The organism is Paenibacillus sp. N22P23, assembly GCF_059383735.1.
The window spans coordinates 439898-459517 of record NZ_JBXENT010000002.1; the positions used below are offsets into that span (position 1 = coordinate 439898).

General features: G+C 48.7%; 15 protein-coding genes. 3 read left to right on the forward strand and 12 right to left on the reverse strand.

The annotated features are described in order from the left end of the window. Nucleotides 1-121: 121 nt before the first annotated feature. Nucleotides 122-2074: a sialidase family protein gene (locus AC506A_RS12760; RefSeq protein WP_495461372.1), complete on the reverse strand. Its 1953-nt coding sequence runs from the start codon at nt 2072-2074 to the stop codon at nt 122-124. Nucleotides 2075-2445: 371 nt separating this feature from the next. On the opposite strand from AC506A_RS12760, the gene AC506A_RS12765 reads away from it, so the two are divergent. Both AC506A_RS12765 and AC506A_RS12770 read left to right on the forward strand, forming a co-directional pair. Continuing rightward, a complete protein-coding gene (locus AC506A_RS12765) occupies nt 2446-2916 on the forward strand; it encodes a heme-degrading domain-containing protein (protein WP_495461373.1) in 471 nt (156 codons plus the stop codon). Between the two features lie 27 nt (nt 2917-2943). Then, nucleotides 2944-3504, forward strand: a complete 561-nt coding sequence (locus AC506A_RS12770) for a GNAT family N-acetyltransferase (protein WP_495461374.1) — start codon at nt 2944-2946, stop codon at nt 3502-3504. A 354-nt stretch (nt 3505-3858) separates the two neighbouring features. Here AC506A_RS12770 and AC506A_RS12775 read toward each other — a convergent pair whose 3' ends face one another. The 8 genes from AC506A_RS12775 to AC506A_RS12810 all read right to left on the reverse strand — a co-directional run bounded on the left by AC506A_RS12775 (nt 3859) and on the right by AC506A_RS12810 (nt 14630). Next, nucleotides 3859-5124: a Gfo/Idh/MocA family protein gene (locus AC506A_RS12775; RefSeq protein WP_495461375.1), complete on the reverse strand. Its 1266-nt coding sequence runs from the start codon at nt 5122-5124 to the stop codon at nt 3859-3861. 14 nt (nt 5125-5138) lie between these two features. Further along, a complete protein-coding gene (locus tag AC506A_RS12780; protein ID WP_495461892.1) occupies nt 5139-5987 on the reverse strand; it encodes a carbohydrate ABC transporter permease in 849 nt (282 codons plus the stop codon). A gap of 54 nt (nt 5988-6041) precedes the next feature. Beyond that, nucleotides 6042-6953: an ABC transporter permease gene (locus AC506A_RS12785; protein WP_495461376.1), complete on the reverse strand. Its 912-nt coding sequence runs from the start codon at nt 6951-6953 to the stop codon at nt 6042-6044. 81 nt (nt 6954-7034) lie between these two features. Beyond that, nucleotides 7035-8753, reverse strand: coding sequence for an extracellular solute-binding protein (locus AC506A_RS12790; RefSeq protein ID WP_495461377.1), 1719 nt, complete (start codon nt 8751-8753; stop codon nt 7035-7037). Nucleotides 8754-8845: 92 nt separating this feature from the next. Then, nucleotides 8846-10528 (reverse strand): response regulator transcription factor, encoded by a 1683-nt coding sequence (locus AC506A_RS12795; protein ID WP_495461378.1) that lies wholly within the window; start codon nt 10526-10528, stop codon nt 8846-8848. An 8-nt stretch (nt 10529-10536) separates the two neighbouring features. Continuing rightward, nucleotides 10537-12276, reverse strand: a complete 1740-nt coding sequence (locus tag AC506A_RS12800) for a sensor histidine kinase (protein ID WP_495461379.1) — start codon at nt 12274-12276, stop codon at nt 10537-10539. A gap of 192 nt (nt 12277-12468) precedes the next feature. Next, nucleotides 12469-13551 carry a Gfo/Idh/MocA family protein gene (locus tag AC506A_RS12805; RefSeq protein ID WP_495461380.1) on the reverse strand — a complete coding sequence of 361 codons (1083 nt, stop codon included), beginning with the start codon at nt 13549-13551 and terminating at the stop codon, nt 12469-12471. Between the two features lie 20 nt (nt 13552-13571). Beyond that, entirely contained in the window at nt 13572-14630 is a 1059-nt protein-coding gene (locus AC506A_RS12810) for a Gfo/Idh/MocA family protein (RefSeq protein ID WP_495461381.1), read from the reverse strand. Nucleotides 14631-15263: 633 nt separating this feature from the next. Here AC506A_RS12810 and AC506A_RS12815 point away from each other — a divergent pair. Next, complete coding sequence (locus tag AC506A_RS12815; protein ID WP_495461382.1) at nt 15264-16454, forward strand: GGDEF domain-containing protein; 1191 nt, start codon at nt 15264-15266, stop codon at nt 16452-16454. 233 nt (nt 16455-16687) lie between these two features. Here AC506A_RS12815 and AC506A_RS12820 read toward each other — a convergent pair whose 3' ends face one another. The 3 genes from AC506A_RS12820 to AC506A_RS12830 all read right to left on the reverse strand — a co-directional run bounded on the left by AC506A_RS12820 (nt 16688) and on the right by AC506A_RS12830 (nt 19585). Beyond that, on the reverse strand, nt 16688-17320 hold the full coding sequence (locus tag AC506A_RS12820) for a bifunctional 4-hydroxy-2-oxoglutarate aldolase/2-dehydro-3-deoxy-phosphogluconate aldolase (RefSeq protein ID WP_495461383.1): 633 nt from the start codon (nt 17318-17320) through the stop codon (nt 16688-16690). 68 nt (nt 17321-17388) lie between these two features. Continuing rightward, nucleotides 17389-18708, reverse strand: coding sequence for an A/G-specific adenine glycosylase (gene mutY / locus AC506A_RS12825; RefSeq protein WP_495461384.1), 1320 nt, complete (start codon nt 18706-18708; stop codon nt 17389-17391). Between the two features lie 40 nt (nt 18709-18748). After that, nucleotides 18749-19585, reverse strand: a complete 837-nt coding sequence (locus AC506A_RS12830; RefSeq protein ID WP_495461385.1) for an AraC family transcriptional regulator — start codon at nt 19583-19585, stop codon at nt 18749-18751. Nucleotides 19586-19620: the final 35 nt, after the last annotated feature.

Consider the following 19620-nt stretch of genomic DNA (forward strand, 5'->3'; position numbering starts at 1 on the left):
TCCAATCCGCGTCACTAGGCAGTCTTCCCATAATTACTCTAGGAATGATCATAGCGGCAGGCTGCGAATCAATCAAGATAAATAGAAGCCCACAGTTCAGATCGCAACTGTGGGCTTCGTATTATTTCTTCTCTCCTACAAGTAACACTCCATCTGATCCTACTGCGAAGAATCGGTTCCCATCTGTTGTAATATCAACCAGCCCCTTGTTGGTGGGCGAAGGCTGTTTGCGCCACGTCTTACCATCTTCACTCAAATAAATCATCCCATCGGCTAGTCCGACTACAGCTACTGCACCACGGCCGTTCATAGCAATACCGCTATTTGTGACCCCCGTATTCACACTGGTTTTCCAATTCACTCCATCTACTGACTCAATCACCCGAAAGCGACTGATTGCGATAAATTTCTTACCTGTCCATACGGCTTCCTCAGTAAATACGGTCTCCAAATCGTACTGACCAGCGCTTTTGCCATCCAATGTAATCTTCTTAGGTTTCGTCCAAACAATACCGTCTTTCGAGATATACATCTCTCTATCTTGATAGCCGTGCCCCACCCAAAGCTTGCCGTTTGTCGCCACAGGAAGAACTCGATTGCCGGAGAGCTGCTTCCAAGTGACTCCATCTTTGCTGGATGCAACAATTTTCCTAGCTCCGAATGCGATTATATCTCCATTTATCAGATGGAGCTCTTCTATCTCCTCCGTATACGGCCATTTGATAGCTTGAAGCTTATCGTTCCTGTACAGATAATTGAGATCTACCGACGTTTGCCCCTCAATTCGTTGGATGCCGTGCATGACAATCATTCCATTAGCCGATTCCATATCGTATAGCGATGACTCCTCGGTAATCTGCTTTTCATCTACTGGCTTCCAATCCTTACCGTTACCCGACACAAGGAATGTTCCTTTCCCGGTCAAGAAGAAGCGCCTGCCTGCATAGGCAATATGGGCAAAATCATGGTATTTCCCAGCGGCTTCAAGCTGCCAAGCTTCGTCCAGGCTATGGGTCGTGCGTATGGTGCCTAGATTACCCACCGAGAAATAAGTATCATTTATTTTATCAAGCTTCCTGATGTCAGCTTTCAACCCTTGAAATTGAACATGTTGAAAGATAAGCCTTTCCACTGCAGGTGTCTTTCTTACCCATTGTTTACCGTCAGTAGACTGAAAGATTTGACCGTAGCTGCCGCCTACTGCAAACTCTTTGCCGTCCCATGATATCTTGCTTAGAGAAGTATTATGAAACATAGAGGGCTGCTTTAGTTGGAAGGTCAAACCATCCGTAGAAGTGAAGAGATATCCACCGACTCCCCCGGAAATATGACCCGTCCCATCCCAGCCAACAGCGACGATCGTCTTCCCATCAGTGGCCATGTCGGTATACTCGGCTCCTGTATTCGACTGGTGAGTGCTCCAGTTCTTAAGGTCTTTGGATACATAAACGCTATTCTGAGTGACCGCAATCCACTTGTCTTTGAATTTCACAAGCTGAGGGGCCCCTCCAAATATGCTGTCTTTATCCTGTTTGAGTCGGGTTAGCGTCCATTCTGTGCCGTTCGTAGAAACAGCAATAACCGGACATGAGCCATATCCGGGGATGCCGGCACTGGCGGAAGCAACGAACTGTTTGCCATCCCAGATCACATCATTCCATCCTATATCGTCAATCGTGGACTTCAGTTTGCCTTCTTTTTTACCTTTCCAATTGGGAATGAACTCTTCCAGCATAATAAAGTTAGTGAGCTTTGTTGTCGTCCAAGTTAAGCCATCCTTGGAGGTCATCAACTTACCCGCTCCACCAACGACTGCAACTTTGCCGCTTGAGGCAGCCACTGTCAGATTGACCTTTCCTGGAAAAGGAACAACGCTCCACTTGCCATTCCCTTTACTTCGCTGCACCGTGGAGTTATCGCCTACAGCCAGTAGAACACCGTTGTCTAAAGCTGTTATATCGTTTAGCCTGTAATTTGTTTTACCGAATGCATGGGTCCACGTCCACATCGGCGCTGCCGCCTCACCTTTGTTAAGGTGCGGATACTCGGTCTGAATCAGCAATACTACTAACATCAACCATCCTAATTTACGATATAGAGACCTACCCTTTGTCATGCAAACACTCTCCCAGATTCTATGATGAATATCTGTATGAATATCGGGTTTTTTCCATAAAAAGTTAACGGTAATGACAAAAAAACCGCTCATACAGAGCGGTTTAAGTGCAATCTATGCGTGGAGAAGATTATCGTTTCTCCGTCATCGCGAAGGAATCAGGTCGTCCTCTATTTCATCCTATTCGAGTACCGGAAGTCCATTCCTGCCTAATCGTTTATCCGAATAGACCATGTCAAGGCGCGATTAACGACTGCCCCCGGTTTGACGAGGCCTAGGTTAAGGCATAGTATTAAGGGTGAAAAATCAGCCGATAGGATGTGCTACATATGAGTGAATTTCAAGCTCTGCTAGAGCGACTGCAGCAACAGGAGACCGAGCTTCAATTCTCCACGTTTACCAACGAAACCGCTTTTCAAATCGGCACTAAGATCATTGAGAGAGCGCAGCAAGAGAACAAACTTATCGCAGTCACGATTGTAAGAAACGGCGAGCTATTATTCCATAGCAAAATGAACGGCACAAACGCAAACAACGATCAATGGATTCAGCGTAAACGGAACGTTGTTCACCATTTCGGTCACAGCTCGTACTTCATGCATGTCGAGTTTAAAGCAAACGGTTCCTCCATTGAATCATCTCACCTTGATCCTAAGGATTATGCGGCTGAAGGCGGCTCCTTCCCGCTTATCATTAAGAATGTCGGCATAGTAGGGACGATTACAGCCTCCGGACTGCCCGGCGAGCTGGATCATCAAATTATCGTGGATGTATTGCAAGAGTTTCTACTCGGAAAATAATGGCGTCACAAGGAGTGTTTGTTCGCAGTGATTACGCGTATCGCAGCAAGAGACGATGCCCCGGAGGTCATTCCGCTGCTGCTCGAAGCGATCGGTTCGATTGCTTATTTGCTTACAGGCGCATCGGATGAAATCGAGGCGGCAGAGCTGCTGACCGACTTTTACAAACAGCCGGGCAATCGAGTCAGCTCGGGCAATGTCATCGTCGCCGAACAGGATGGCCGAATTGCCGGCATGGTCGTGGCCTATTCCGGTAACGAAGCAGGGCTGCTGGACGAGCCTTTCCTAGCACAGCTTCGTAACAGACCCGGCAAAGAAAACAGCGTTATTATCCGTGAGGCAAGAGATGGCGAGTTCTATCTGGACGCGCTTGCCGTGGCGGAACAATATCGCGGACAAGGTATCGCCAAGCTTCTGATGGCAGCCGCCGAGCAGCGCGCAGCTGGGCTTGGGTTCGAACGCGCGTCGCTAATCGTCGAAACCTATAACGAGCGGGCTTACCGCCTTTATATCGCGAGCGGCTACGAGGAAGACGACATGCTGCGCATCGGCGACAGCGACTACCGCCGCATGGTGAAGCGAGTTTGAGTAATAGTTACAAGAGGACTGTCTCAAAAGTGTGCATGGCGACTTTTGAGTGGTCTTTTTTGTTGTGCAGGTAGGATAACGGTGATGCTTAAGCTCTAACGAACCCAGCAGCCCTTATTTACTCGAAAATAGCCGTAAATGAAATCTAACGAACCGAGTGGACGCTATTTAGGGGAAATGGAACTAAAAAGGGGCTCTCGACACATAATAGCGCCCGTAGGGTTCGTTAGATTTTCAAATGCAGTTATTTTGCTAAAATAAGGTCTCTACGGTTCGTTAGATTTAGCCCGGCGTTCGGCGTTCTTCTTTCAACAAAAAAAGCCGCCGAGTCTATCTCTCGGCAGCTCCCGAAACTCAAACCCTCAAACCCATTCCCCTGAATGCATCCAGCTCAATCACGCGTTTCTCTAAGCGCGATGTTTCCGCGGCGAACGCCATCATATGGCTTTGCACCGATTTGGCCGCAGAAGTAAGGCTGTCACTCGCACCGCCGGACTTCACGAGTCCGATAAAGTCGCTCATTAAGCCATAATCTCCGCCGCCATGACCCGAATGACCCCCTGGCATTTCAAGTGAAATCTTCTCCGGCGCGTGCCCTCCGAAACGAATCAGTTCGATCTCATTCTTCTCCATAGCGGCTCGTATTTCGCCCTTCGTGCCCATCAGCTTCAACGTTCGGCTGCATTCTTGTGTAAATGCGCTCATCGTGAAAACAGCCGTCACTTCATTCGAAAACTCCATATTGACGACCTGATGATCCACCACATTATTATCGCAATGATACACACAGCGTCCATACGGCCCTTCCTGTAAAGCCTTAAGCCTAGCTTCAGGACTTGGATCATCACTAATGGCCGCCGCCATCCAGCTTTCTGAATCCCCCAGATACACATCAGGCGCATAGTATAAACACGTATCAGCCACTGGACAGACATCTGTACATCGCTTTGGCGCCCCCTCAGGAGCATTCGAAGCATTGAAGTAAGAAAGGGATCCGAAGGAGGATAATCGTGTACAATCTGCCCCTGCCAGCCATAATAGGATATCCATATCATGACAGGATTTCGCCAGAATCATCGGACTCGACTCCTCGGCGTTACGCCAATTGCCGCGAACGAAGCTGTGCGCCTGATGCCAATAGCCTACATTCTCATTATGCTGGATCGACATCAACTGACCGATCTGCCCTTCGCTCAGCAGCCGTTTCACCGTGCGGAAGAAATTCGTATAACGAAGCACATGGCAGATCGAGAAAATGAGCCCAGTCTGCTGCGCTTTCGCCCCCATCTCCAAGCATTCCTGCGGGTCCGGTGACATGGGCTTCTCAAGCAGAACATGATACCCCGCATCCAGCGCTATCATCGTCGGCTCGTAGTGCATCTTATCCTGCGTACAAATCAATACGGCATCCGCAAGCTTCGGCTGTGCTAGTAAATCGCGCCAATCGTCAAAACACTTGCTATCCTCTACCCCGTGACGCTGCTTCAAGCGATCACGCCGATCAACGTTGGGGTCGGCCACTGCTACTAATTCCATCTCATCCGGATGTGCCATCGCATAATCGACGTAATTTTGTCCGCGCAGTCCCGCTCCAATTAAGGCAATTTTCACTTTGCTCATCAGACGCTCATCTCCTACTCTTTTACACTGCCAACCGTAATCCCTTTGATGAAGTAACGCTGCAGGAACGGATAAACAAGCATGATCGGCAAAGCGCCTAAGAAAATTTGAGCGGTGCGCAATGTTTTCTCGCTGACCTCTTCCAAGCGCTTCAGATCGTCGATGGATATGGCTGCTTTATTAATCGATGTTACCAAGGTCGATAAATAGGTCTGAAGCGGATACTTCTCCGGTGAATTCATGTACAGGATACCGTCAAACCACGAGTTCCAATGAGCGACGATCGTGAACAATAGAATGGTCGCAAGCGACGGTAACGAAACCGGCAGATAGACGCGAATCAGAATAGCCCATTGGCCTGCCCCATCAATCGTTGCCGCTTCTTCCATATCCTTCGGGATATTGCGGAAGAAATTGAGCAGCATCACCATATTCCATACATTGAGTGCTCCTGGGACAATCAACGCCCAAATGCTGTTAATCAGACCGGTTTCTTTGACCACGATATAGGTCGGAATCAAGCCGCCGCCGAAGAACATCGTAATCGCGAAGAACCACACATATGCGGTACGAAAATCAAACTGTTCCCTGCTTTTGGATAGCGGATACGCCGTAATGATCGTCAGAAACATGCTGATCGCGGTGCCGAGAATAACGCGCTCCAGCGATACTTTGAGCGAACGAATAAACTCTACCTTTTGCGATAAGTATTGATAGGCATCTAACGTAAACCCGACCGGCCACAGCTTAACCTGTGCAGCCACCGCTGCAATATTGGAGCTTAAACTGACGGAAAGCAGATGAATGAACGGTAATATGCCCAGCAGTGTCACCGAAACCAACACAATCGTATTAAGAACCATGAACAGGACTCTGCTCCACGATGCCCGATAAACCACGTCATCTCCCCCAGTCTATTAGAAGATTCTATACTTGGTGAACCGATAAGCTAAATAGTAAGACAAGCCTACCAATCCTAATGAAATCGCGGACTTGAACAATCCGACTGCAGCTGCAGGCGCATATTGCTGGTTGAAAATACCGAGCCGGTAGACGAACGTATCGAGAATATCCGCGCTCTCATAAACGACCGGATTATACAGGATCAGAATTTGATCGAAACCCGCATTCAGAATATTGCCTAGGCTTAACGTAGCAAGCAATATAATAATCGGCGCCATTCCCGGCAGCGTGATATGAACAACCTGCTTCCATTTGCCCGCCCCGTCCACTTCGGCCGCTTCATACAAATTTGAATTGATCCCGGCGATAGCTGCCAGGAAAATAATCATATTGTAGCCCATGCCCTTCCAAACCTCCGAGCCTACAATGATGGCCCGAAACCATTCCCCTTGGCCCATAAACATAATCGGTTCGATCCCCGTTCCGGAGAGCAGATCATTAATCGGCCCTTTCAAGGAGAACAGCTCCAGAATAACGCCGCCAAGCACCGTCCACGAGAGGAAGAACGGCAGAAAAATACTCGTTTGAATGATACGCTTAAACCAGTCTCTGCCCAGCTCATTGAGCAATAAGGCGAGGAGAAGCGGAATGGCCAGCCCAAAGCCGATCTTGAGAACCGATATGACCACCGTATTCCAAATGACTTGATTCATATCCGGCAGATGAAACATGTATCGGAAGTTCTTCCAGCCGACGAATTTGGATTTCCAGAAGCTGAGCACAGGATCAAATTTCTGAAAGGCCATGACGATTCCGAACATCGGGCCATAGGCATAAATGAGCGTAATGATGATTCCGGGGATAAGCATGATATGGAATGGCAATTGCCGAATAAACCGGCTTCTTCGCATGGTCTGCTGTTTCATCAAGGTTCCGCCTCCAGTAAGAAGCAGCGGGGAAGACCCTTACTTACGCGTAAGCGCCCTCCGCCGATTCTGCCATTCTCGTTATTTCGATGCGCTGCTATACCAATCGTTCACTTCTGCCGTCACATCGTCGCCGCCGAGCGCCTTCCAGCTGCTGACGAATTTATCGAAGCTGTCGATGGATTCGCCCATAATGATCTTCGTGAACGTTTCATTCATCAGCTTATCAAGCTGCGCACCGTTCTCGACCTGCGATTCCGTTGCAGAGCCGTAAAACTCGTTATACACGAATTGATTGCTGTCGCGGATTTGACTCGTGAGGCCCCAGCCTCCGTCTTTCGAAACACGGCTGGAGTAGAGTCCCCATCCGGTTTTGTCGCCTGCTAGGAATTTCTGCGTTGCTTCCAGCGGCTTCTGAATGTTGACGTAATACGGAATGTCCTCGCTCACCGAATTCAGCTTGTTCGCAACCGCATTGTTGACTTCATCATGAATCGTTTGAATTTCGACCGGATTGTAAATCCGCGGTACGAACCAGTTGTAGACGTAGCCATTCTCCGGTTTGTTCGTGTCGTAATGGGCTTTCGTATTCATCTCGATATAGAAGTTGATCATCTTAATCGCGGCTTCCGGGTTGCTGAATTTGCTGTTTACGACAACGATATGTCCCATGCGCACTTTCGGTACAAGCGACTTACCCGGGGATCCGTCAAGGGACGGAATTTGTACGCAAATCCATTCTGCATTTGGATCGGCATCCTTGTTCAAATTCAGCGGCCAGTTCGGGAGCCACCATTCGCCGTAGAGCATGCCGACTTTACTGCCGACGATATCTTCGACAACCTTGTTCTCGTCTTTGAGCGCGAATTCCTTATCGAGAATGCCGTTCTTATACCAGCTTTGCAGCTTGCTCAGCGCTGGCTTCATCTCCGGCTGAATCTCGCCCGGCACCAGCTTGCCGTCGCTGCCTTTGATCCATCCGCTCGGATAGGCATTAAATCCGAAGAATAGGCCGCGTGTGTCAAAGCCCCAGTTCACAATATTCTTCTGAAGCGCCAGGCCGTACGTATCCTTCTTGCCATTCTTGTCTGGATCATTATTGACGAAAGCGGTTGCGATTTTCTCTAAATCGTCGATTGTCTTCGGAGCTTCCATGTTCATGTTCTTTAACCAATCGGCGCGAATCCAGAGGATTTGAGTCGATAGGAACGGTTCTTCGAAACCCGGGATTCCGTACAGCTTGCCATCCGAAGTCAATGACTTCATCGCTTGCCCGCCGTCGGATTCCATAAACTTTCTTAATGTCGGTGATGCGTATTTCTCGTAGGCATCCGTTAAGTCAGCCAGGACGCCCTGCGTCTTAAACTTCTCAAAGTTGCGAATGTCGACATCCATGATATCCGGCAAATCACCCGAAGCAATGGAAAGCGAGAACTTCTGCTCGTATTGATCGGTTGGCACCGTCCATTTGTATTTCAGATCAATGTTCAGTTGATCCTTCAAGTCTTTCAAGTATGCATTCTGCTCCGGTGTTAGACCTGATGGTGTCTTCGGATCCTCCGGAGGACCGTACCCGAGTACTTCGGTTACCGTTAACGTCTCGGCATATTTACCTAGCGGATCAACGTTCTCTGTTGCTGCAACATCTGTCGTTTCCGTTGTTGTGTTTGCATTGTCTGTTGCGACTGCGTTGTCTGTCTTGTCGGCTTGATCTGTTGCAGGGTCGTTATTATTGCTTGAGCATGCGGTCATGGTGGCGATTAATGAGATAATCAGAAAAGAACTTGCCCATCTGTTCATTTTGTTTCCCCCCATTAAAGTTGTTTTCACTGCGTTTGACCTTGCTATTTCATCATAAGGTGAGCGGCAGGGGGCTCGCTCTATAAACATCTTTACATGCTTCTGTTTTCTTTACGATCTCTTCGCAATAGGACCGATTCCCGATATTCTTGAGGTGTACTGCTCGTCATTTTACGGAAAAAGGCCGTGAAATACGAAGGAGATTCGAAGCCCAGCCGCAGCGCAATTTCATTCACTTTCATCTGCGTTTCCTCTAGCATTTGCCTCGCAGCATCTGCTCTTGTCGCATTCATATAATCCGACAGCGTCCTTCCAGTCAGCTGTTTGTAGAATCTAGACAGATACGAAGGGTTAAAATAAACCGCCTCCGCAATTCTTGCCAGTGACAGGTCGCGGCCTAAATGCTCGGCAATGAATCGATGAATGCGTTCGATAATGAGATGCTCGCTCTTATTCTGCTGCTGCTTCTTCTGTTCACATAGCTTATGTACAAGCTCTAACAGCTGCTCCCTGGAAGCATTGAGGTCTAGCGTCCATGATCCTTCATCCATTGTCCCCGAAGGGCGAACCTGCGTCATTTGCGTAATAATAACAAGGACGAACTGATAATATCTTTCCATGCCAATGAGGGAATTCGAAGATAGATTCACCTCAACATGGGCATAGAGCTCCGAAGTCAGCTTGGCAGCAGATGGCTCGTCCCCTGCCTCCAAACTGCGTTGCAGCGCATCCAGCTGCTTGTTAAACATCCCCGTGGACAGCTCCGCTGATGGATGCGGCCTCTCTGACTGGATGACTTCATCCATATCGCCCAAATGAATGATCGACATGGGCTGACCGAATAGCGAGCATTTCTTCATCGACGACTTCAAACGTTCAAATTCCGCTGCCGCACCATCCCATTCCACTGCAGCACGACTAATCGCAAATGATACATCCGCGTTTAATGCGATACGACATTGATCTTGTACAGGCTCCAGCATCCCTTTCAAATACGCCGAGATGTCTTCCCACTGCGTGCTGCCCTCGCCATTCTTAAACATACCTGCTTCCTCTGCAGGCTGAACAAACCAGACGAGCAAGGAAGAATCATGTACGACAGACTCCATCTGAAAGTGCGGCGGCAATTGATGCCGTAGTACATCTTGAATGGACATGTACAGATTTAATTTATCTGTATAGGTTGGAACGTGATCATAGCGATCCATCCTTCCGACGATCATCATCACGTTGTCCGTCCTGCTCAGCTGCATGGATAGTCCTGCAAAATAAGGAGCCTGCCACAGATCCAATGCTTTCTCACCGAGCAGCAGCGCTTCAAAAAACTGCTTCTTAAGGTGGGGCTCTGCAATCGTCAACTGCTGCTTAGCCTGCTCAAGAGCAATCTGCACTTGATTAGCCTGATCCAGCTTGTCGATTGCAGCATGGACTGCGGCAACGATCGTTTCGATGCCTTCAGTCTTCAGAATATAGTTGTCTATATTCTTCTGAATGGCACTATACACATAGTCAAACTCGCTGTATCCCGTAAGCAGAATGATCCGGCAAGCCGGCCAGTAGAAGAGAATATCGTCTGCCAATTGCAGTCCGCTCTTCCCCGGCATTCGAATATCGCTGATGACCAAATCAATCTTTGTTTTCTTCACAATGGCGAGCGCTTCTATAGGTGAATAGGCTTTACACACGTCCAGTTCTAACGATTCCACATTCTGAAAGTGCTGTACTAAGCCGTCAACGATAGCCGGTTCATCATCTACAATGAGTAATCGATACATGGAATCTCTCAAACTCCCATCTCGTTAAAGTGAATGACAATATCGGCCTTTAGCCCGCCGAGGGCACTGCGAGAAACAAAGATACCGCTGCTCTGCCCGAATTTGAGCCGGATACGCCGGCAAACGTTGAACAAACCTGTCTTCTCTTGCGAAGCTGAAACATCGTCAAGACGGTCATGAAGCAGCTGAAGCGCTTCGTCCGATAAGGTATCTCCGTCATCTTCAACGGAAATGCGCAGTGTATCAGCTTCATATGCCACTTCAACGGCTACATTTCCTCGCCTCATCCCATCCTCGAAGGCATGCTCGAAGGCATTTTCCACAACAGGCTGAATCAGTAACCTTGGTACCAACAATGACTTACACGCCTCAGGCAGCTCCGCAGCATCAATGTGAATACGATTCGAGAACCGGATGCCCTGAATGTCGCAATAATCTACTGCGTGACGATATTCTTGTTCCAAGGTGACCTCGTCACTCCCGCTGCGGGTTATAAATTGATAGTAGCTGCCGAGCCTTTGTGCCAGCGTTGCCGCATTCTCGGCATCACCGCTTCTGCTGATCATGTAGATATTGAAGAAGCTGTTATATAGAAAATGGGGATTTATTTGCGATTGGAGCTGCTTTAATTCGGAGTGCTGCAGGGCGATTTTCTGCTCGTAATTTTCTTGAATGGAGCCTCTTAGCTTGTCTACCATACGGTCGAAGCTTCGGTACAGATAGCCGAATTCGATATCACCTTGCGGGCGAATGGAAATATTCAGATTATCGGTTTCCAGTATTTTGAAGGCTTGGATTAATCGCTTGAGCGGCCGATGTATCATGACGTTGACCGAGAAGGAGAAGACAACCAGAACCCCTACGGAAACAGTGGACAAAATAATATACCAGAAATTGAATGTCCGAATCGGCCCGAGCACTTCGTTCTGATTGATGTAAGTGAAGATTGTCATCCCAAACATCTCAATACCGCTCGATGTAATCAGATATTTATGCTTGCCGAGCCTCAGCGTATCGGTACGAATGGGATCTTCCAACGTACCTCTGCTGCCGATATGCTTCTGAATCTGATTGAAAATGTTCTCGTCCATTTTCACCGCTATCGTGGTTGTAAAATCATCATTCGTGAGTGCCGCGCCGGAATCCTCATAACTCTCTACAAACCGGCGCAGCGTCTCTTCCAGCTTCGGCTTCGAAATCTCCATGTACGAAACAATTCTGCCGTTGTTGCTCGAAGCAATAAAGTACAGCCTGCCGCCTTTACTGTAGAAGGGTTGTGTCTGATCGGACTCTCGGTATGATGCTATCGCCTCGTATTCCGCGTTAGGCAGGTCTTTAATGCCGGCCCTGACTGAAAATGTTTTCTCAAGCGACTTCACGTACACACCGCTGTTCACTAGGAATTCACTTGAGTTCTGAATCAATAACAGCCGCTCCCGCACGCGATTCACAAGCTGAAATTGTTCGTAGCCTTCCAGTCTTTTTCCAATAAAACTGAGCTTCTGCAGATCGGAATCATTCATGAACTGAAGCTGCAAATTACGGATAAAGGCAATTTGGTCATTCAGCTGACGGGAATAAAACTTCACGTTTGAATTGATCGAGTTTGTATATTCTTTCTTAAGGAATGACGCGCCCGTTGTATTCATCCTCAGGTTAATTAAGAGCAAGGGGACAATCAGCAAGATGAAAATAAGAATAACCTTCTGATACACATGCAGATTTGATCGTCTAAATTTCGTTTTCACGGGCGACTCATCCCCTCAAGGTTCTCCTATAGCGAATAGATTCAATAGATTCCTGTTGCCTTTTGTCACATTATCACTCATTTACAAATAATTTGCACTTGGATTTCTTCGTTAAGGCTGCAAGCCAAAAAAGGCCAGCCTTCGAACCATAGGTTCTCAGCTGACCTTGCGTACTTCAACGTGCATTAGACATTAACGAGTCATAGCATTCGCCCATGGCTGTGTTTCTGTTTGTACCGGCACGCCTGATTCGAGCGCTTCATTGATCTTCATGCTTAAATAATGATCCTGCGACGCTTCTGCTAAGCTATAAAAGCTTGGCCCGCCAGCCGCATAGTCAGCCATCTTCGCAAGAGAGGTCGCAATCGCGATTTCATCATCCGTCAATCTGCCCGGAGCAAACGGATTGCGATAAACCCACTCTTCACCGGCAAGGATGCCTTTGAAATAATAGCCTTCGAGATTCCCGTTCTCCCCTGCGTTCTGTCTGCGCAGCTCGATCTCAATTGGCGTAAGGTAATCCTTCAGATAACGGATTTCCTTATTGTTGATTTCGCCGGATTCGCCGCGCACCAGCAGACGCTGACTGCGTATCCACGAGAAGTATTGATCACCTGTGAAATCATAGATGCCAAGCTTGCCATCGAATGCAAGAGAGGCAATGACCTGTTCGGACGAAATGAGCCGGTGCTCCTTCGGCGCACCTTCTCTACCGGGTCCATTCACCAGCGGGGAACGGAAACGTGAAGCTTGGATAACCGCATTCTCGAAGGTAATGCCGAGAAATTGGCGCAGCAGGCTTACTCCGTGATAACCATGAGCCGCAGAAACTTGTGCTTGCGACACCATTCCGAGCTTCCCTGACCTTGCAATTGCAAGGCGTGCAGCATGAAACGGTTGAAACAGATACTGCTCCGCGACTTGAATTCGGCTGTCGCCAAACTTCTCATTTAATCGAATAAGTGCTTCTACATCCGGTGCCGGCGGTGTCTCGGACAGAACCGGCATTCCTGCTAGTGCTAATTCTTCGATTACGCCAGGATTCGCATCCCATGGAACCGACGACACGACAAACAGCGGATCGGCCTGCTCCAGCATCGCAGCAGTGGAGCTGTAAACAGGCACTTGCCACGCTGCTGCCAGCTTCTTGGCTTTCTCTTCATTTCGGACTACGACACCGCTCACTTCAAACTGTTCAGTCAGCTCCTTGGCAATGCGAAGATAAAACTCCGTACGCCACCCCCCGCCAACAATTCCAAATCGAATTCGACTCATCTATAATCCCTCCTTCATGATCAGAGCTTCCTGCCGTCTCGGCCTCCGCCGGTCCCACTGTACGCAAGACCCGGATTCCAATCCGGTTCAGCCGGTGCTTCGAATAAATCGACGGGAAACGTTACTTTGCAGCGATGTCTGCTGGATATGTATGCCCCTTCCACGATTTCAAGCGCCAGCAAGGAGCTATCCGGGATTGAATAATCCGTCTCGCCGGTCTCGATCCTGCGAGCCATATTCTCAAGATGTGCCTGATGCCCCGTAACCGCCAGCTTTTCAGGGATAATAAACTCGCCTTTGGGAAACTGAGCATTCAGAATATGATAGCCGTTCTCCCAGCCCCAGAATTCTATCTGCCCCGCGGTACCCACTAGACGGAATAAGGTATCTTTCCCCTCGGTGTTAATCTGAACATGGTCTCCCGTATTCATGACAACACGGACTCCGCTCTTCGTTTGCCCATAGGTGACAGCCGTAGTTTCCACCTGCATGCCGTCGCGATATGTCCGCGTACTGGATTCACAAATCCCCATCACATTGTCCATCGGCTCGTTCCCCGTCAATTGCACGAAGAAATGAAGCCAATGAATACCGGCGTTGATGATATCCCAATTCGTATTTTGAATTTCTACGAGCTTTAGATCGCCAATCTCACCGCGCTTCACTCGCTCTATGATTTCCACAGGAGTCTTCTTCGCTAACAGGCCATGCGGCACAGCCATTGGCAAATTACGTTTCTTGATTTCCTCCAAAATCCGCCGACCGGACGCGACCGTATGTCCAAGCGGTTTCTCCACGAGAATTCCTTTGAGCGGTAGCTTAAGCGCATCCATCGCCACTTCTTCATGAGAAGGCGGGAACGTGCTTACACATACGACATCCGTCGGACAATCCTTAAACATCTCGTTATGATCCAAATAAGTTCGGATGCCGGGAAATTGTTTTTGCAGTTTCTCACACACTTCTGGCCGAAGATCTGCAATCGCTACTAACTCGTAATGCTCTGAGTTGTGTAAGGCATTCATGCTGAGCTGCCCGCCGGCTCCTCCGCCAACGACTGATGCAGTCATTTTCTTCATGAAGCTCCTCCTCATTTTCCTAGCATAATTTCACCCAAGCCGCTTCCGTTTAGCTGCACTTGGAACCCCTTTCAATTTAACATACCGAATCTCCCAAAAAATAGTAGGAGCCATAAATATTTCAGGTCAAAAAAAGGCGGCGACCACTCTCCCGCCTGATTCCGGAAGTGTGATCGCCGCATATGGACTTTTTTCAAAATGACCTATTTCAACTGCCAGTCTTCCCAGTCGCCTACATAAGTTACATATTCGTGCGAGATAGAGGCTTCCATAACATCATCATAAGCCCAGTAATCGTGGTACTGTTTAGTCTCCAAATTTTAACTTTGTAATGTAATTGTAATATTTCCTTCATATTCCTTTCATATTTAACCCTTATAATAAACACATGACCCCCCTTTATTATATATTTTCTCTTGTGCCTGCGGATATGCCGCAGGCCTCTTTGTTTTCTACGAGACTTTTCGCTGATAACAGTAGAAATCACAGTAAATGAGTAATGATTTTGTAAGGAATTAGACTGCTTCATGTTGAACCGGAATAAGCACTCTTCCTATTCGGAAGTATATACACTCCCCCAGTATTTGTTATAATCAGAGGGATTGGATATTCCTACTTAAGCAGGTGCACAACATGAATTTATATTTAGATTCACGTACGATTATCATAGCGCTTGGAATCGGTTATTTAGCGGCTCTCGTACTTGCTAGTTCATATTGGTTGAACCGCACTAATTTAGCATCGATCAAAACGTACTTTGTTGCGAAATGCTTGCAAATTCTGTCCTGGTTTTGTATGGCGCTTCGGGGAGATCTATTACCGGACTTTCTCTCCATCGGTTTTGCCAACTCTATTCTATTAATAGGGACTTCCTTGGAAATGGTAGCCCTCTTGAATCTTCATAAACCTATTCAACACAAGACCAAGAAAATATATATGCTCTTGACGATATGCAGCATAGTTGGCTTTCAAGTGATCCTCCTCTTGCACAACAAGGAAGATATGCGAATTGCCTATATCTCTTTCGTCACAGCGGCAATGCTAATCCCAGCCTATCGGCTCGTTCTGGCGCGAGGCGCGACTGTCCTTATGAGAGTCACGGGCAGTCTCTATCTTTTTGCCATTATCGTTTTCTTGGTAAGAGGGGTAATCGCATTACAGTCCGCGGAAAGGGCCAGCTTCTTCATTCCGGGGATCTTTCAATTGATTTCCTTATTGGGTATCTTTCTACTCACGGTTCTTGGGAGTACAGCATTTGTATTGTTATTGAAGGAGAAGACCAATCAAGAATTAGTCCAGCTAGCAAGTTACGATGATTTGACTGGTACGCTTAACCGCAGAACGTTTAAGCTCCATGCGAGGCAGGCTCTCGCGCATTATGCGAAGAAGGGTAAACCTGTATCTTATCTGCTCTTCGATATTGATTGGTTCAAAACGATTAATGATACCTATGGCCATCATATCGGCGATCTGGTTCTGCAGGACCTGTCATCACGGATCAAGCAGCATTTGGACAGCGAGGATTTGTTTGTGCGGTATGGAGGTGATGAGTTCGGTCTCCTTCTTCCCGGAAAGAACGAAGCGGAATCCACCGAAATAGCTGAACGGATTATACAATCACTAAGCGGCTCGCTCAGCGAGAGTCCACCGGTACCTTATACGATCAGCATGGGTGTACTCACCGTAGTTCCGAATAAGCACACGCAGCTGGAGACGTTATACGCAACATGCGACAAAGCGCTTTACACTGCAAAGAGTAATGGGCGAGATGGCATGTTTCGCAGCCAGTCCGAACTGCTACATGAGGCGATTGCATCGTTCTGATGGTCGTAATCCAATTGTAATATTCCCTTCATACTTCTTTCATACTCTCCTCATCTTTTCTTCATATTCGGTCTATATAATAAGTCACATGACCCCCCTTTTAAAATATATTTTTCTCTAGTGCCTGCGGAGATGCCGCAGGCCTCTTTTTTGCCCTCGTGCTTCTCACAGTTCTGCAGAGAGCAATAAAAAAAGCGCGGCAAGATGCCGCGCTTCCACTTCTATTATTTGTCCTACAGCGCTTTAGCCGCGTCTGCAAACTGGCGCGCACGCTCTGTCAGCAGATCAAACCGCCCGCTGCGTACCCAATCCAAGTTCACAAGCTTGCTGCCCATACCGACTGCACATGCTCCGGCTTTGAAGTAATCCGCAATGTTGTCCAGATCGACGCCGCCCGTTGCGAGCATCGGGATTTTGTCTAGCGGAGCGCGAATTTCGGACAAGTATTTCCACCCCAGTGTACCCATCGGGAAGATCTTCACCGCTTCGGCACCGGCTTTCCAAGCACGGACAATTTCTGTCGGTGTCATAACGCCGGGCCATACAGGCACACCGTTGGCATATCCATATTCAACGACTGACTCGTCCAAGTTCGGGGAAATCAGAAACTGGGAACCTGCTGCCACGGCTTCCTTCGCCATATCCAGATCAAGAACGGTTCCGGCACCAATTCCGGCTTGGCTGCCGTATTTCTCGCGCCAGCGGTTAATCATTCCGGCAGCACCTTCGGTATTCATCGTAATCTCCATCAGGGTAATGCCGCCGCTGATTAGCGCTTCGGCCGCTTGGTCTGCATATTGATCCTCGATATAACGAAAAATAGCTACAACCTTCTCTTGCTGTAATCGTTCCAGCATTTGACTCACGTTTTAGCAGCCTCCTCATTCACTATGGACAATCCTATAGATCATTGTAGAACGAGACCTTTACTTAATCAATCCAAACCATTCCAATAATCCCGCAAAATACGTAAAAATACGTTCGGAAACGCAAGCTCCTTCATCTGCTCAGGCCCGATCCAGCGATAGTTGGCCGGGGCTTTCCCTTCAGGCAGTCCATATGCAGCAGCAGTTTCTGCAGCTACAAGTGCTTCCGTACCTGCAGCCGCAACCTCACCTTGCTGCTGCCAGAATCCGAATTCTGCTCGGAATACCTGTACGTCCCACACGATGTGGCTAAACACATGCTCCGTTTCTCCCCACCAGCCTGTCGGCCTGACAAGCAAGCCCTCATCCGCAGATAACATGCGGCTCAAATAATCGGCTTGGACCGCGTGGCGGTCCATCGTGCTGCCTTCGCCGGTCGGTATTGCAGCTTCGGCGATGGTGCCGGCGGCAACAGCTGCTGCCGTTTCAAGCTCAGCCGCAACAACAACTGCGGCAGCGGCTTTGCCTCGGCCTTTGCGCTTCGCAGCAGCGCCGCCGCTATCCCCCGGCAACGCGAGCACATGCGGCAGCTCCCACATCTGGGCGAGCAAGCCGCTCTCCGGCCGCTGCCGCACAAGCAGCTTGCCTTCATGCGCGCCGCTGCCTGTAATAATGGCGGCGAGCCGCGTTTCCGGCCGCGGCGGCTTCGCCTTCGTCTTGATCGGCAGGATATGCTCTTTCCCAGCCATCCTGCCTTCGCAGTGCATCATAACCGGGCAAGTAAGACAGCCCGGTGACTTCGGTGTGCACACAAGCGCTCCCAGCTCCATGAGCGCCTGGTTGAAGTCTCCCGCTGATCCTTCGGGAATCAGCGACGACGCCAGCTTCTCGATGCCGATACGCGTTGATGGCTTCGCAATATCTTCTTCCAAGCAAAAATAGCGAGACAACACGCGCATGACATTGCCGTCCACGGCCGGCTCCGGCCGATTGAATGCGATGCTCATGATCGCACCTGTCGTATACGGCCCTACACCGCGCAGAGCGGCTACCGCTTCTTTATTATCCGGTACGACGCCGCCGTAGAGATTCAGCACCTCGCGCGCGCCAGCCTGCAAATTCCGAGCACGTGAATAATAGCCAAGCCCTTCCCAGCTTTTCAACACCTCAGGCTCCGGCGCTTCTGCAAGTGCAGCTGCTGTCGGGAATTTCTCCATAAACCGTTCATAATACGGAATAACCGTATCCACTCGCGTTTGCTGCAGCATGATTTCCGAGACCCATACCCGGTAGGGATCACGGTTCATCCGCCATGGCAAAACACGTTTATTTGCTAAATACCAATTCAGCAGCTCTTTGCTGAAATATCGGGAAGCTTCCGACTCCATGTTTGTTTCATCCTCTCAACCACTCAGCAATGCACGACTTTTATGATTTGTTTTGTTTTTTGCTCAAATAAATTTGCCGATATCGGCTTGGCGTTACGCCTGTATATTGCTTGAACATGCGCGATAAGTAATGATTCTGCATGCCAACCTGCTGAGCAACCTCAGAAATATTGCAATCCGGCTGCTCAAGCAGCTGCTTGGCGCGCTCCACACGGCGCATATTCACGTATTGTGTAGGTGCGTAGCCGACGATATTTTTAAAGTAGCCGATAAAATAATTCGGATGGAGATAGGCCAGCCTAGCCAAATCTTCCACGCTGATCTGTTCGGACAGATTGTGCTCGATATAATCCAGCACGCGGTCGATTTTCTCCAGCGGTTCGACCTGCTGAAGCGATTCTTCACTGATGCCGCCGTATTCCAAATAGATGGCCATAATATCAAACAAAGCTGCCCGAATGCGCAGCTCCCTTGTCAACATCGACGATCTGTAGACGTCGATCAACCGTTCAAACAACGTCCTCAGGTAAACTTGCTCCCTCGGCTCTACGATAATTGGCAGCTTTAGCAAATCGAACATCTCCATATCCCCGATGGATGCTCGAAAATTACACCAATATACCGCATTCGGCGCTGTCCCTGTATTAAAGGATTGCTTGCCGGGAGGAAGAAGCAGCAGCTGACCCGGTTTGGTATGATACAAGCGGCCGCTTTGCATCAGCTCGCCTTCACCCTCTATAATGAACCAGAGCCTGTAAAATTCAGAAACTTGCTCCATGGCCTGTCCGTTCTTCGGTGCTGAGAATGCCGCTATGGTTACATCCGCTTGAAAGCGGTGAAAATAATTTTGTATGATGGTCTTGTAGGTGTGTTTCATTATTTTTCACCTGCGTCTCCCACTTTTCAGATTTT